Annotated in this window: 14 protein-coding genes and 3 pseudogenes; 9 read left to right on the top strand and 8 right to left on the bottom strand. The window is 39.3% G+C overall.

Features of this window, described 5'->3' with window-relative positions:
• Nucleotides 1-14 precede the first annotated feature (14 nt).
• Nucleotides 15-1,508, top strand: a complete 1,494-nt coding sequence (locus tag AAEZ18_RS13655) for a dipeptidase (protein WP_350549692.1) — start codon at nucleotides 15-17, stop codon at nucleotides 1,506-1,508.
• 66 nt (nucleotides 1,509-1,574) lie between these two features.
• Here the strand turns inward: AAEZ18_RS13655 and AAEZ18_RS13650 are convergent, their stop codons facing one another.
• The 4 genes from AAEZ18_RS13650 to AAEZ18_RS13635 form a co-directional block, all read right to left on the bottom strand.
• Nucleotides 1,575-2,354 (bottom strand): EAL domain-containing protein, encoded by a 780-nt coding sequence (locus AAEZ18_RS13650; protein ID WP_350549689.1) that lies wholly within the window; start codon nucleotides 2,352-2,354, stop codon nucleotides 1,575-1,577.
• Nucleotides 2,355-2,723: 369 nt separating this feature from the next.
• The gene (locus AAEZ18_RS13645) at nucleotides 2,724-3,152 is read right to left on the bottom strand and encodes an OsmC family protein (RefSeq protein ID WP_197182172.1); all 429 of its coding nucleotides are present in this window, start codon (nucleotides 3,150-3,152) and stop codon (nucleotides 2,724-2,726) included.
• A gap of 124 nt (nucleotides 3,153-3,276) precedes the next feature.
• Entirely contained in the window at nucleotides 3,277-3,414 is a 138-nt protein-coding gene (locus AAEZ18_RS13640) for a DUF2256 domain-containing protein (RefSeq protein ID WP_182678345.1), read from the bottom strand.
• The gene (locus tag AAEZ18_RS13635; protein ID WP_182684390.1) at nucleotides 3,404-4,915 is read right to left on the bottom strand and encodes a cryptochrome/deoxyribodipyrimidine photo-lyase family protein; all 1,512 of its coding nucleotides are present in this window, start codon (nucleotides 4,913-4,915) and stop codon (nucleotides 3,404-3,406) included. Before AAEZ18_RS13635 ends, AAEZ18_RS13640 begins: the two co-directional genes overlap by 11 nt.
• A gap of 120 nt (nucleotides 4,916-5,035) precedes the next feature.
• On the opposite strand from AAEZ18_RS13635, the gene AAEZ18_RS13630 reads away from it, so the two are divergent.
• The 7 genes and pseudogenes from AAEZ18_RS13630 to AAEZ18_RS13600 all read left to right on the top strand — a co-directional run bounded on the left by AAEZ18_RS13630 (nucleotide 5,036) and on the right by AAEZ18_RS13600 (nucleotide 10,970).
• Entirely contained in the window at nucleotides 5,036-5,644 is a 609-nt protein-coding gene (locus tag AAEZ18_RS13630) for a flavin reductase family protein (RefSeq protein WP_011328856.1), read from the top strand.
• A gap of 33 nt (nucleotides 5,645-5,677) precedes the next feature.
• Nucleotides 5,678-7,336, top strand: a pseudogene (locus tag AAEZ18_RS13625) (YHYH protein).
• 9 nt (nucleotides 7,337-7,345) lie between these two features.
• Nucleotides 7,346-7,876: a hypothetical protein gene (locus AAEZ18_RS13620; RefSeq protein WP_350549684.1), complete on the top strand. Its 531-nt coding sequence runs from the start codon at nucleotides 7,346-7,348 to the stop codon at nucleotides 7,874-7,876.
• Nucleotides 7,876-9,326, top strand: a pseudogene (locus tag AAEZ18_RS13615) (ATP-binding protein). Before AAEZ18_RS13620 ends, AAEZ18_RS13615 begins: the two are co-directional and overlap by 1 nt.
• An 8-nt stretch (nucleotides 9,327-9,334) precedes the next feature.
• Nucleotides 9,335-10,014, top strand: a pseudogene (locus tag AAEZ18_RS13610) (response regulator).
• A gap of 209 nt (nucleotides 10,015-10,223) precedes the next feature.
• Complete coding sequence (locus AAEZ18_RS13605) at nucleotides 10,224-10,502, top strand: EF-hand domain-containing protein (protein ID WP_350549681.1); 279 nt, start codon at nucleotides 10,224-10,226, stop codon at nucleotides 10,500-10,502.
• A 12-nt stretch (nucleotides 10,503-10,514) separates the two neighbouring features.
• Nucleotides 10,515-10,970, top strand: coding sequence for a hypothetical protein (locus tag AAEZ18_RS13600; protein ID WP_350549678.1), 456 nt, complete (start codon nucleotides 10,515-10,517; stop codon nucleotides 10,968-10,970).
• A gap of 75 nt (nucleotides 10,971-11,045) precedes the next feature.
• Here AAEZ18_RS13600 and yghU read toward each other — a convergent pair whose 3' ends face one another.
• The 3 genes from yghU to AAEZ18_RS13585 form a co-directional block, all read right to left on the bottom strand.
• A complete protein-coding gene (gene yghU / locus AAEZ18_RS13595) occupies nucleotides 11,046-11,885 on the bottom strand; it encodes a glutathione-dependent disulfide-bond oxidoreductase (protein WP_192532113.1) in 840 nt (279 codons plus the stop codon).
• A 73-nt stretch (nucleotides 11,886-11,958) separates the two neighbouring features.
• Nucleotides 11,959-12,552, bottom strand: coding sequence for a rhomboid family intramembrane serine protease (locus AAEZ18_RS13590; RefSeq protein WP_192532112.1), 594 nt, complete (start codon nucleotides 12,550-12,552; stop codon nucleotides 11,959-11,961).
• A gap of 113 nt (nucleotides 12,553-12,665) precedes the next feature.
• Nucleotides 12,666-13,349 (bottom strand): type 1 glutamine amidotransferase domain-containing protein, encoded by a 684-nt coding sequence (locus AAEZ18_RS13585; protein WP_350549676.1) that lies wholly within the window; start codon nucleotides 13,347-13,349, stop codon nucleotides 12,666-12,668.
• A gap of 143 nt (nucleotides 13,350-13,492) precedes the next feature.
• Between AAEZ18_RS13585 and AAEZ18_RS13580 the strand changes: the two genes are divergently transcribed.
• Nucleotides 13,493-14,416, top strand: a complete 924-nt coding sequence (locus AAEZ18_RS13580) for a LysR family transcriptional regulator (protein ID WP_350549673.1) — start codon at nucleotides 13,493-13,495, stop codon at nucleotides 14,414-14,416.
• A gap of 58 nt (nucleotides 14,417-14,474) precedes the next feature.
• Here the strand turns inward: AAEZ18_RS13580 and AAEZ18_RS13575 are convergent, their stop codons facing one another.
• The gene (locus AAEZ18_RS13575; RefSeq protein ID WP_350549670.1) at nucleotides 14,475-15,209 is read right to left on the bottom strand and encodes a dienelactone hydrolase family protein; all 735 of its coding nucleotides are present in this window, start codon (nucleotides 15,207-15,209) and stop codon (nucleotides 14,475-14,477) included.
• Nucleotides 15,210-15,242 lie beyond the last annotated feature (33 nt).

Genomic DNA, 15,242 nt, shown 5'->3' with positions numbered 1-15,242 from the left:
AAATGGGAATTGTTTTGAAAAAGTTAGCGTTAGCCAGTGTTGCATTATTTGCGTTTAGTGCCCAAGCACAGTTAAATAAAAATATTGATAGTGTTGCCAATTATGCCGTAAATACCTACCAAAGCGCCCAGGTACATACACTAACCAATTTAGTATCATTTCCTACTGTGAATAAAAGCGATATTAGCGCACCACAAAATCCCGACTTTATTGGTTTTAAAGCCTTACTCAAAATGAAAGCGGCCGAGCTGGGTTTAGATTATCAGGATTTAGGCTACACAGTATTAATTGGACTTGGGGAACAAAGCGATAAAGTAACCGTAGTAACACACGGCGACGTGCAACCAGCTAATGCGAGTAAGTGGCAGCAAAGCCCATTTATTATTGATACAACATCAGAGCCTGGGCGCTTAATTGGCCGCGGTACCGAAGACGATAAAGGCGCAATAGCGACAGCGCTTTACGCCATGAAAGCCATTAAAGATAAAGGCATAACGCTTAATAACCGTATTGAGTTAATGATTTACCTTGCTGAGGAGTCTGATTGGGGCCCGCTTACTGAGTTTATGAAAACCTATGAGCAGCCAAAGTACGCAGTAACAATTGATGCGTCATACCCGGTAGTGGTGGCTGAAAAAGGTTGGAGTTTAATTGCGCCAACGTTCAATGCTACCTCGGCAAAAACAGGCGTTTATGTTAGTGATGTTGCAGGTGGTGCATTTGTAAGCCAAATACCAGAAGACGCCAGCCTAGTACTGCATAATGCCGATGCTAAGTTACTTACTCAATTAAAAGCCAAAGCCAGTACGCTTAAGCAAGTAGAGTTTAACTTTGCTCAGCAAAGCGATACTGCTGTCGCAATTAGTGTAAAAGGCGTATCGGCGCATTCATCAGAGCCAGAGTCGGGTGTTAACGCAATTGCTTATTTAGCCGAAATATTTAAAGGTCTAGTGCTTGAAAATAATAGCGATGGGCAGTTAATTAACTTTGTAAATCAGCTAATTGGTTTAGATATTCATGGCAAACAGTTTGGCGATATTGCCTATAAACATGATTTTATGGGGCCAATGACAGTGGCACCTACTGTGATTGAACGAGAGGGAAATGCCCTAACGCTTAGTGTAAATGCGCGCCGCCCTATGGGCAAAGAAGAGTTGGTGTTAAAGCAACAAATAGACAGTGCACTAGCAAAATGGCAAGCTACTAACGATGTAACATTAAGTGATGTTAAAACCATTATTGGTACGCCTATGCTACTTGATGGCGCGCCGCATGCGCAAAAGTTACTTGATATTTTTAAGCACTTTACGGGTGATCAACAAGCGGGTTTTGTCTCTATTGGCGGCGGTACTAACGCTAAGTTATTTGATAATGCGGTATCGTTTGGCCCATCAATGCCAGGTAAGCGTTACACCGGGCACTCTGAGCATGAGTTTATTACCCTTGAGCAGCTTAAACTTAACTTGCGCATGTACACAGCGATGATGATAGAGCTAGGTAATATGTAACTTTACTCTCTCCTTAGTATAAAAGGAGCATAAAAATACCGGCTAAATATAAATATTAGCCGGTATTTAAGCTTGGCAATTTAAGTTAGCAAAGTTTACATCTGGTAAGCTTTCAAATCCCGGTTTAGCAAACAAATACCCCTGCATAAGCTCAATACCCGCATTTTTAAGCCATGTATATTCTTCTAATGTTTCAATGCCTTCGGCCAATGTTATAACTCCCAGATCGCGAAACATATTTAAGCAATGAGTCACAATTGTTTGGCGTTTTGCATCTTTATCTATATCGCGTATAAGTGCCATATCAAGCTTAATAATATCGGTTTGAAAATCGGCTAATAAATTTAAGCCAGAATAACCCGATCCAAAATCATCAGTGGCTGTTTTAAACCCAAGAGACTGATAATAGTTAACAACGCGTTTTACATGGGCGGTATCTTCAATTTTTTCAACTTCGGTAAATTCAAATAAAATATTTTTTGTTGGGAAGTTATACTTTTCAGCGGCTTCTAATGTAGTGCGAATACAACGCTCAGGTTTATAAATAGCATTAGGAAGAAAGTTTATACTTAAAATGGAGTCTATTTTTAATTTTGCCGCTAATGCAATGGCTTTTATACGGCACAGTTGATCAAACGTATAGCGATTATCGACTGTAATTTTAGAAATAATAGAATAAGCCGACTCATTATTTAGCCCTCTAACTAATGCTTCATAACCGTAAATACTTTGGGTTTTACAGTTAATAATAGGTTGAAAAGCCATGGTAAAATCAAATCCGAGCTCATCTAAATCTGCGCAATTACTACATGAGACTTTTTCACAATTTATTGCTTTATCATCCATTATTATAGTCCTTTCAATTTAGAGGGGGTAATTACTGTGTTATGCTTTTATCTGTAGAAGAGCTGGTGGAGCAAGTGTAATAAAAATTGCTATATACGAAGGTTATTCGAAAACAGCTTTAATAAAAAGTAACAAATTTACTCAGTATTAGAAAGATCATTTTTATTTAAGTAAATCTACCTTGTATCAATTATAACTCCGCAAAACATAATAAAAGTACGAAAAGGTATTTACTACTTTAGTGAGTTAATTGTTTAATTAATCAAAAGGTTAATTAATAAGGTGATTAACTAGGAAGTAGACCAAGCATAATGCTTGGCCTATTGGTGTAATTATTTATGTAATTACTAGCAAGCTAGGTTAAGGGCTTTAAAGTAAGTTTGCTGTGAGTGATATTTCAGCATTCATTAGTTTAGAAATAGGGCAGCCTTTTTTGGTTTGATCGCATAAAGCTTGAAACTGCTCGTTTGCAATATCAGCAATTTTAGCATTAACTTCAAGCGCAATGTGGGTAACAGCAAAACCATCGTCTACTTCATCTAAGCTAACTACCGCTTTGGTATCAATGTTGTCGGCGGTAAACCCTGCTTCACCTAATGCTAGCGATAATGCCATACTAAAGCATGCACTGTGCGCCGCAGCTACTAATTCTTCAGGGTTTGAGCCGGGTTTATCTTCAAAGCGGGTATTAAATCCGTAGGGTTGATTATTAAGCGCGCCACTTTGCGTAGAAATACTCCCTTTACCTGTTTTAATATCACCAGACCATTTTGAGTTTGCAGATTTTTTAATTGTCATCATCTTCTCCTTATTGCATTGGCGGTAAGCTTTTCATACTAGGTGAGTGTTATTTGCAAAAATAATCACAAAATAGCTAAAAAGCGTTGTATTTATAAGGTTAGTGCAAGATGAGCGCCAGCTATTATTGCTTATTGCACTTACAGCGCTTTGAGCAGTAAATAACATTGTCCCAGTCGCGTTGCCATTTTTTACGCCACGTAAAATGTTTATTGCAAATGGGGCATGTTTTTTGAGGTAAGCTTTGCTTTTTATGAGCCATCGTTAGTGGTTTTATTTTTTACTTGGCTTGTTTTTGCTGTAATTGCTACGTGCCTTCTAAGAATACTTCCTATGGCGCGTTTAACATCTGCTCGCTCGCGGTATTGCCATAAACGTTCGCGCGCTGCTTTTGAGGCTGCTGTTAAATCAAGCATGGGCTCGGGGTAATCTTCCCCTAGCTTAAAATCGTTAAATAGCGCTTCCATAGGAGTTTGTTGCCAAGGCTGGTGTAAATATTCAATAGGGAGTTTTTCAAGTTCGGGGCACCACTTTTTAATAAACGCGCCTGTTGGGTCTTGATCTTCCGACTGCTTTATTGGGTTGTAATGCCTAATGGTATTAATGCCAGTTACTGAGGCTTGCATTTGAATTTGCAGGTAGTGAATTCCTGGTTCAAAATCTAAAAAGTAATTAGCAAGAGGAAAGCTTGCTTGCTGCCAGCTTATATTTAAATGATGTGTTACAAAGCTTACAAGCATGGCGCGCATTCTAAAGTTTATATAACCTGTGGCTTTTAAACAGCGCATGCAAGCGTCAATAATTGGAATACCTGTTTGACCTTGCGCCCAGCGTTCAATATCGCTTTTTACATGTTCGTCATCACGATACGGAAATACGTGATAACCCGGATTAAGTGCTAAAAACTCCATAGAGCATTCGCTTTCAAACTTTTGCATAAAGTGGCAGTGCCAATGCAAGCGCGATACAAACGCAGCAAGTGGGCGCTTCCAGCCTTTTTTATCAGGATGTTTTGAATGATATTTGTCAAAGGCCATTTGGTACACTTGCCTAAGGCTAATGTTCCCCCAGGCTAAATACGGCGAGAGCCGAGAGCAATGTACTTGGCTCAAACTTGGGCTTGATATTCCTTTTTGATAACCTTTACCGCGCTCGGCAAAAAAGCTCTGTAATACAGTGCGTGCTTGCAGCGGGCCGCCTTGTTGAAAACTGTCGTGATTTTGGGTGTAAGCGCTTGGCAGCTCAGGTGCTTGGTAATTATTGAGGGTAATTGTTTTTATACTTTTCCAATTAGGAACCGCGATAGGTGCTTGCATTGTTTGCTGCCAGCGCTCGTTCCAATTATTACGATTTTTTTTGCCGCGAATTACTGCGCCTGTTTGCGACTCCTGCCAATTAATGCGGTTATGTTGGCACCACACTTTAATGGCTTTATCGCGCTCAAAGGTATTGTTTAAACCTATTTCTTGATGGCTAAAAATATTAACTATTTCAAACTGCGTCTTTAACGATTCAAGTAAGTCACCCATGTTTAAATTAAATATATAAACGCAGGCATTAAAGCGTGTTAGTTGATTATTTAACTCAACTATTGATTGATATACAAAGCGCCAATGCCGCTCATTGTAGTGTGCATCTTCAAGCATTAATGGCTCAAAGTTATAAAGTAGTAGGGTAGGTAAGCCGTTACTAAATGCATTTTTTAATGGTTGATGATCGCTAAGACGTAAATCGCGTTTAAACCACACTATGTTTATTTTCATATAATTTGTTTATTGCTTTAAATGGAGATAAAAATTAGTTTGTTATTTAGCTAAGTCAGCCAAGCCTATACGTAACTACTTTGAATTAAGATTTAGTTTTAATGTATTAAAGGGAAAAGTATGTTTTTAGATCTAACCGAAAACACCAGTCAAAATGTTTACTCCTACTTAGTAGGCGCAATAAGCCCTAGACCAATTGCATGGATAAGCACATTAAATAGTGAAGGTATTGCGAATATTGCGCCTTATTCATTTTTTACTGTGGCTAGCTGCAAACCACCTGTTTTAAGCGTTACGCAAGTAAACCCAAGTGATAAAACGAATAAAGATACGCTCAGTAATTTAATGGCAACTAAAGAATGTGTGGTTAATATAGTTAGCCAAGAGCTAGTTGAAAAAATGAATCAAAGTTGTGCAAATTATCCTAGTGATATAAGTGAATTTGATGCAGCTAACATCGCCCAAGCTCCAAGTCTGTTAGTTAACGCGCCAAGTGTTGCCGGTTCAAAAGTACGGTTTGAATGTAAGTTACGCGAGGTTATTAGCATTTCCAATGAGCCTGGCGGCGGAAAAATGATGTTATTGGATGTAGTGGGTATTTGTATAAACGATAGCGTGATGAGTAATGGCTATATTGACCCTGAATTATTAAATGCAGTGGGCAAAATGGGCGGCGATTACTTTAGTACAACCAAAGATAAATTTGTGCTCAAAAGGCCACAATTGTAATTTTAATGTAGATTCTTCCTTAGTTTGTGCACATTGTTTGCACTTTTACTTGTTAACTTTGTTTTATTAAACGTTAATGTAAAGGTTCAAACATTGAAAACGCACTCTAAAACAAAAACCTCGAATGTAGCTAAGTTATTCGCATTAAGTGCACTTTGCATCGCTTTAAGCGCATGTAATAGCGATTCAACAAGTGCAACTATTGAAGGCGAAATAGTCAGTAATGCAGCTCCAACAGTTAATGCGGGTATTGATCAAATAGTTAATGCGGGTGATACCGTTTATTTAAACGCTACGGTTGAAGATGATGGTGAAGTATCGGTTAGCTGGTCGCAAACATCGGGCACAACCGTTAGTTTATCTTTAAGTACTGCAACGTCAACAGAGTTTGTAGCACCTGAGGTATTAACCGACGAAGCACTGATATTTGAACTCAGTGCAGATGATGGCACTAATGATGTTGTTATAGATAGTGTAACAATTACTGTGCGTGCATCATCAGATTATACTAGCAATACCAATACCAGTGCAAAGCTTGCTAGTTGGCTAATTAACAAGGATACAACTTCTACTTATATACAAAATAATGGTGCAGTGGTTGAAGATGTGCAATCAGTTGAAGTTGTTAGCGTTGCACAAGATGATGCTGACGTTGAATACATGTACGTGCAAACCACAGATATTCCAAAATATGACGTAACGCTTACACAAGAGTAAGTAGACGCGCTAAATAACCGCCCACGTGTAGCCACCGATTTTTATAACGGTGTAACCTCAGCAGCAGTAGGGCAAACAATCTCTTTTGGTGAAGACATAGGTTATAACAGCAGCACTGAAAATTGTAATGATACAGGCGGTGCAGGCTATTGGCCTCCAGGACCTGGTTGTCCGACTGAACAAGCTGTAGAAGCGTACTTTCCAATAACACCCACCGATTTACCTGACACCGAAACCTGTGAAACTGGCCTAGGTACAGTTGGTTTAATGGTTAATGGCACCAGCATATTTAATTGGGGCGATGGTATGAGCTACGGTAATAATGTTTGGTATACGTTAGCGCCAATTGCCGAACAATACGATGTGGATGTATGTGGCGGACACGCTGCTAACGGAGAATATCATCATCATTTTTACACGAGCTGCTTAGCTGATTTACTTGAAGATGATGGCGATGCGCATTCACCAATTTATGGTTTTGCAGCTGATGGCTACCCACTTTATGGCCCTTATGAAAGTAACGGGCAACTTGCATTAAGCGGTTGGGAAATGCGCGATTATGGTGCATCAACAAGCGAGGGCGGTTGTGGTACGCAAGGTGAGCGAAGCTGTACTTTAGTCAATCAATACGATATTAGCCAAGGTACACAAATAAGCGATACAGGCCCAGCTATTGGCGCAGAAGTAACAACACTTTCAGGTAATACATTAAATGCCGACGACGGTTATTATTTTGAAGATTATTACTACGCCCAAAAAACAGTAGCAGGTGCACAACTTGATGAGCATAACGGCCACGATACCAACGATGATAAAGGTTATCACTACCACATAACACTTTCGTTAGACAGCGATGGTAAATTACAGCCTTCGTTCCCTTATCAAATTGGGCCACGTTTTAAAGGTCAATTAGCTGATAATTCAATTGGTCGCTGTGATACGGGCGAAACAATGGGTCCACCACCAAGAAGGTAAGGAGTAACTATGCGTTATTTTAAATACGCATTGATCCTAACTACTGCTGTGCTATTGAGCTTTAAGCTCTTTGCGCAGCAGGAAATGATGGATCATAGCCATATGCCTATTGCAGTACCAAACGCTGCACCCACACCGGCACTGAGCCTTAAGTTATTAAAAGATAGTATGTCGGGTTATAACTTAATTTTAGATACACAGCGTTATGATTTGTCTGTGCCGCCAGAGGGCACGATGAACATGCAACAAATGATGGTTGCGACAACAAACCAAGACACCGGTTTTTTACAAGGTCATGCTCATTTATACATTAATGGGGTTAAAATACAGCGAATTTACGGACAAGCGTTGCATTTACCTGCTAACTTATTTAAAACGGGTATAAATACCGTATCGGTTACTTTAAATAATCATGGTCATATGTATTGGACCGCTCAAGGTAAAAAAATAGTTGCTACGCTGTATGTTAACGACCAAACCAAAGAGTTTATAACATACCGATTTGAAAGCTTTCCTAGCAAGGTTAAAAATACGCATTAATGAAAATTCATAATAAACTTTTTTTAATACTATTTAGTTTTACCTTTAGTGTTATTGCAGGGATGGTAATACTTATACAGTGGAGTATAGGGCAAGGCGTTATTGATTTTGTTAATGCAAAAGAGATAAAAGCATTAGAACCACTTACGCTACAACTTGCAAAGCAGTATCAAAAAACGCCCTCGTGGGAGTTAGTTATTGGCGGCGACAAAAACTTTAGAATGCTTATAGAATCGCAACTAGAAAACAGCCAGTTTTTATCTAAGTTACCAAAAAGCCCTGATCCAAGAGGGCGAATGATGCGCCGGCCACCACCATCCGAGCATATTGTTTTAGGCGCGCGCCGACCACCTCCTGAAAATATTGCTCATTATGCTTTGCTTGACGAAAATAAACAGCGAATAGTGGGCAGGTATTTAAGTAATTTAAACTATATGACTACAGCCATTACAGTGAATAATAAAGCGGTTGGTTATTTAGCTGTATCCAAAAGAGATAGCTTAGTTGATGGCTACGAACTTGATTTTTTACAGCAGCAAACAAACTACTTATGGTTTATTGCTTTAGCGGCGGTACTGCTTACATTACTGGTTACCTTTTTATTATCTCGGCATTTAGTTAGCCCAGTAAAACAAATAGCTAACGGTATGCACCGCTTAACGCAAGGCAATTACGAGACTAAGCTGACCCTAGATCGAAAAGACGAACTAGGGCAGTTAAGCGAGGATTTTAATACGCTTGCATTTACGCTGCCAAAGACGAGCAAGTACGTAAACGCTGGCTTGCCAATATTTCTCATGAGCTTAGAACGCCAATGAGCATTTTGCTTGGTGAGCTTGAAGCTATGCTACTTGGCATACGCGAGCCAAATGCAAAAAATATAAACTCGGCCAACGACGAAGCCCTGCATTTAAAGCGCTTAATAGACGATTTGCATATGCTCAATAGCGCAGAGTTAGGGGGCATGCATTACACTATGCAAGCTACTGATATGGCATTGTTATTAAATACTATTGAGCAAAAATATCAGGTTATACTTGAGCAACATAATATAAAGCTTTACCTATTAAATGCTGCAAAAAATATAACCGTTCAAGCAGATAAAACACGCCTTTTACAGTTATTCGATAATATTTTAATGAACGCAGTGCATTACGCACAATGCTCTACTATTTCATTAACGGCGAGTAATATAAGTATTAAAGGGCAAATGTATTTACAGCTTATTATTGAAGATAATGGCGTGGGGGTTGAGCCATCGCATTTATCGCACTTATTTGAGTATTTATACCGAGTAGATAGTTCGCGAAATCGCCAAGAGGGCGGTTCGGGTTTGGGGTTATCTATTTGTCAGCACATAGTTAAAGGTCATAAAGGCGAGATTAAAGCTGAAAAATCTAGTTTAGGCGGTCTTGCTATCATTATTAAATTACCCTTATTTAAAGCTTAGAGGACACTATGCAAGAGCAAATACTGATTGTAGAAGATGAGGTTAAGCTGGCTAACTTAATAAGCGATTTTTTAACAAGCCATCATTACATAACGCATCAAATACATCATGGTAATGAAGTACTACCTTGGCTTGAAATTAACAAGCCTAGTGTGATTTTGCTCGACATAATGCTACCTGGTCAAAGCGGAATTGAATTGTGTAAAGCAATTAGGCAGTTCTCTAATGTGCCTATCATTATGGTGTCGGCAAAGGTAGAGGAGATTGACCGATTACTTGGGCTTGAATTAGGAGCCGATGATTATATTTGTAAGCCTTTTAGTTATGCGGAGCTGGTGGCGCGTGTTAAAGCTATTTTAAGGCGCTTGAATAACGTTGAGCCAAAACCAATGTTATGCAACTTGATGAAAGCACCTACAGTGTAAAATACAAAGCAGCAAGTATTGAGCTTACCAATGTTGAGTTTCAGTTATTTAAGCCCTTGTTTAACAACCCTAACCGTATTTATTCGCGCGATAGCTTAATGGATACTATGTACGCCGATCAACGTATTGTGAGCCAGCGTACTATTGATAGTCATATAAAAAAATTGCGTAAAAAGCTGGAGGAATTAACCAAAACCGACAGCGTTATTCAATCGGTTTATGGTGTTGGTTATCGCTTTGTAAATCCACAGCAGTGTAATTAACAACAAAATGTTTGATTAATTAGCATAATACGATGCGTTAACGTAAGTAATTAATAGCCACTTTAGCTATTTACTCGCATTAGCATTTCGCTATCATTTTAAATTTATGCATTAGCGATATACATTATTTTAACTTCCTCATTATTTGCACATTATTTGCATTTTTACAGCGTAATCTTTTGTTATTAATTAAACAAAAGGTTACGAGCATGAAACACTTATCATCACTTACAATTATTACACTATTGTCGGTTGCTTTTTCAGTAAATGTTGCAGCAAGAGGCAGCGATAGCAAACCACCTAAACCTGATTTTTCAAGCATGGATACCAATGGCGATGGCGTAATTAGCAATGCAGAGTTTAGCGCTAAAAAACCACCACACGGCGAAGACGCACAAACAATTTTTGACGAAATAGATTCAGATGGTAATGGCGAAATTAGTGAGCAAGAAGTAAATGATCATAAACCACCTCGTCGTAAGCGTTGAAAGGATACTGTAATGATTAATAATATTAGCAGTAATTCTGCAAGCCTGGTGCAGCAACAAAGTAGCCAAACCGCAAAGTTAACAACAGCACAAAGTGACTTTGTAAAACAAACACTCGCTGAATTCGATGCCGAAAATTTAACGGCAGAAAACGCGCTAAGTATTCAAGCTGCACTTAAAGAGCAAGGTATAGCGCCAACAAAAGAGTTGGCTGAGCTAATGGGCGAGTTGGAGTTTGACGCTAAAAGCATAGGTGATGATGCTCGACCTGAAGGTCAGCGCCCGCCACCACCGCCTAAAAATTCAATTGAGCAAGTAAATACTAAAGATGTAGTTAGTTATTTAGATGAGTTGTTAGCGCAGTATTCAAGCCAGTTAAATGACGAAGATAAAAGTTCTATTTTATCGGCGGTTCAAGAAAAGTTTGCTTTATCACAAGGTGATTCGATACTGAGTGTTAAAGCGTAATTATAAATAAGGCAACACCTAAACTAAAAAATCAGCTATTACAGCTGATTTTTTAGTTTATCAATAACAGCAAGGTTAAAAGTCACTACTACTGTGGCGCTCTGCTAGTTGCTCTTCTTCAGGTCCCCATGTGCGGTTAACGCGACGACCACGTTTTACGCCAGGGCGTTTTGAAACCTGTTTAGCCCAACGTACAACATGAGTGTATGAGGCAACATCTAAAAATTCAGCTGCATCATAAATGTCGCCAAGCACTAAAGAGCCATACCAAGGCCAAATTGCGATATCGGCAATTGAGTACTCAGCTCCTGCCATGTATTCGTTTGCACTTAAATGGCGGTTTAGCACGTCAAGCTGGCGCTTGGTTTCCATGGTGAAACGATCAATAGGATATTGCATTTTAGTGGGTGCATAACTATAAAAGTGGCCAAAGCCACCACCTAAGTACGGCGCTGAGCCCATTTGCCAAAATAGCCAGTTACGACATTCAGTTTTAGCTTTTAAATCTTTAGGTATAAGCACATCAAACTTTTCTGCTAGGTATTGCAGTATAGAGCCCGATTCAAAAATACGCGTTGGCGGCGTGGTTGAATGATCCATTAACGCTGGAATTTTTGAATTTGGATTAATATCAACAAAGTCAGAACCAAACTGATCACCATCACCTATGCTGATTAAATATGCGTCGTATTCTGCATCGGTTAAGCCCAGCTCTAACAGCTCTTCAAACATAATAGCGGCTTTTTGACCATTTGGTGTAGCAAGCGAATAAAGCTGAAATGCGTGCTCGCCAATAGGTAAGGTTTTGTCATGAGTTGCGCCGGCAATGGGGCGATTAATGCTGGCAAATTTACCGCCACTCTCACTGTCCCATGTCCAAACTTTGGGTGGGGTGTATTGATTTTGATCACTCATAAAAATAACCTCTGTTTAAATGAAATACATATAAAAAAATATATGTATTAATAAATGTGGCCATTAAAATAAATTAAAGGCGAGTTTTTTGACTTTTAATTTTGTCGGATTTTGCTAATTTATAGCCTAAAAATAATCCGCTCAATGCTCCAAATAAGTGGCTTTCAAACGAAATATGCAAGCGCTGTGGTAGTACACCCCAAACAAATCCGCTGTAAAGTAGGGCAACGACAACAGCAATAACAATGGATTTAAATGAACGTCTAATTACGCCATAGCAAAGTATAAAACCCCACAACCCATATATAACGCCACTTAAGCCAACATGAATATTACTACGACCAAATGCCCATACTAAAAAACCACCTACTAATGCGGTAAAAATAAATACGTTATAAAAACGCTTAACGCTGTATTGGCAAATCAACCAACTTAAAACCATAAAAGGCAGCATGTTACTGGCAAAGTGCCACCAACTGCCATGTAAAAATGGCGCGCTCAGTATGCCAATTAAGCCATTAATGCTGCGCGGATAAATGCCAAAACCATTAAGATTAATGCCAGGTAAGCTATTAATTAGCTGTAACACAAAGCAAATTGTAACAATACTAAAAATAGCGAAGCGTTTGCTTGTTAGTAATGACCGTGTGGTTGGCTTGGTTGCCATATAATCGTCCTAGTTGAGCTTAATAGTTGCCAGTATAGGAATTGTATTTGCTAATGCAAAGCAATTAAAAAAGCACAGCATTAAATGCTGTGCTTTTTACTTATAAATCGTTATTAACCTAGTTTGGTTAGTAGCTTTTTAGCAGCAAGTTCTGAGCTTGCTGGGTTTTGACCGGTAATTACTAGGCCATCTTCGAGTACAAGTACACCCCAGTCATCCGTTTTTTGATAGTCGCCGCCTTTTTTAATCAGTTCGTCTTCTACTAAAAACGGCACTATGTCGGTAAGTTGTACTGCCGCTTCTTCACTGTTAGTAAAACCAGTTACTTTTTTACCAGCAACAAGTGCATTACCATCGGCATCTTTAGTATTCAAAAATACGGCACTGGCATGACAAACAGCCGCTACTGGCTTTTGCTCTTTAATAAAGCTTTCAATAAGTGCAATAGAGTCGGTGTTTTCTACTAAGTCCCATAGTGGGCCGTGGCCACCTGGGTAAAATACCGCGTCAAAATCTGTCGAATTTACTTCACTAAGCACTTTGGTATTGGCCATTAATGTTTGTGCGGCGCTGTCTGCGTCGTAGCGTTTAGTTGCATCAGTTTGAAAATCAGCAAGAGTACTTGTAGGGTCTATCGGGGGCTGGCCGCCATTTGGCGATGCAAGAGTGACTTCAACGCCTGCATCTCTAAATGCGTAATAAGGGGCTGCGAATTCTTCTACCCAAAAACCTGTTTTTTCACCTGTGTTGCCCAATTCTGCATGTGAGGTTAAAACCATAAGTATTTTTTTAGCCATTAGGATATTCCTTTTGATGATTTAAATTAGTTAACTTTGCTACCAACTACTATATGCACTAATAATGCTTTAAACAACGATGATAAATTTAACTTTATTGATTCAATAATTGATACAATAATACAGTGGATTTAGGAGATGTTATGAAAGTGTCGTTTGAGCAGTTAAAAAGTATGGTGGTGTTTGCACAAATTGTAGAGCAGGGTAGTTTAACCGCTGCGGCTAAGCATTTAGGTTTAACGCGTGCGGTGGCAAGTTACCATTTAAAAAAATTAGAAACCCAACTTGAAATTACCCTACTAAATCGCTCAACACGCACTATGGCATTAACAGAGGCGGGAGTGGCGTATTACGAGCGCTGCAGAATAATTACTGAGCAAGCCAATGCGGCAAATCAACAAATAGAAAATATAAAAAGTGAGCCTCAGGGGCTGCTCAAAATTAGTTGTCCGGTAAATGTAGGGATGCAATTAATAGTGCCTGCTATTAATAGCTTTAAACGCCAATACCCCAAAATTAACATAGACCTACAACTTAGCGATGATGTAGTTGATATTATAAAGCATGGTTTTGATTTTGCCATTCGTGGGGTGGCGCTAAGCGACTCTAATTTACAAGCAACGAAACTCACAACAATGAGTACCTGTATTTGTGGCTCGCCAGATTACTTTGCTCATTTTGGCAAACCTAAAAACCCTGTTGAGTTAGCTCAGCATCAATGGGTGGTGTATCAATTGGGCAGTAAAACGTTAACCTTTTCAAAAGAAGGTAAAAAATACGACATTACAATGCAAGGCGGTTTAAGTACCAATAACGCTGCTGCCCGTACTGCTTTTGTTGAAGCCGGGCATGGCATAGGCCGTATACCGCTGTACGATGCGTGGCCTAAAGTGCAAGCAGGGTTGCTAGAAATTATATTAGACGATTACAAAAGCAAAGATATTGAGCTTTATGGGGTGTTTCCGCCAGGCGCAGCAGGCTCTAAAAAATTGCGGCTATTTATAGATTATTTAAAAGCCTACTTTGTAAAACAACATACTGCTTTAGGCATGCTAAAAAATATTTAACATGAACGCTGGTTAAAAGATTTATTATCCAGCGTTTGGATTAATTTAATCATCTAATTTATAAAGTGCGGTTAAATAATGCCACAGCTTGTTGATACATACTTATTGCAAGCGCTGCGTCGTATCGCTCACCTTCGTCGCGCATAAAGGCATGTTGTGCGTTTACTTCTTGCCATTGGTAATTTATACCCGTATTAACGCATTGCTGATAAATTTTAGTGCGGCCTTCTTGCGGCACATGTGGATCTTGTTTACCCCATATAAAGTGAATTTCGCCTTGTACATCAGCCATACGTTCAAATGAATTATTACCTGCTTTTGCCGGTAATGTATTACTGTGAATATCGGTTGCGTATAAACAAAATGCAGCTTTAATTTCAGGGTTTAATGCGGCTCTATATGCTAAATGCCCACCAATACATACACCCATTACACCAAGCGTACCTGTGCAATAGTTTTGTTGTTTTACAAAGTCGATCATGGCTTGGGTGTCGCTATCGTGATGCTCTAAAGGTTTAGCCCATTTGTCGGCATTACCTTTGTCTTTACCTGCGTCGTCGTAAGCGAGCACAGTGCCAATAGGATTTAACTCATGAAATACTTCAGGTACTAATACTACAAAGCCATAGCTTGCTAAAATAGCGGCGCTGCGGGCAATAGGGGCGGTTTGCTGAAAAATTTCAGAGTAAAAAATAAGTGCAGGAAACAACCCTTGCGCCTGAGGGCGGTATATAGTGGTTCGCATCAACCCTGTAGGGGTAGGCAAGTCGGCGTTATGTTGTTCGATGATCATAATTGCGCTCAGTTATATAAATTTATATGGTAA

Source organism: Pseudoalteromonas sp. 19-MNA-CIBAN-0066 (assembly GCF_040308705.1).
In the GTDB taxonomy this organism is placed as follows: Bacteria; Pseudomonadota; Gammaproteobacteria; order Enterobacterales; family Alteromonadaceae; genus Pseudoalteromonas; species Pseudoalteromonas nigrifaciens.
This window is presented reverse-complemented; position numbering and strand designations above follow the sequence as displayed.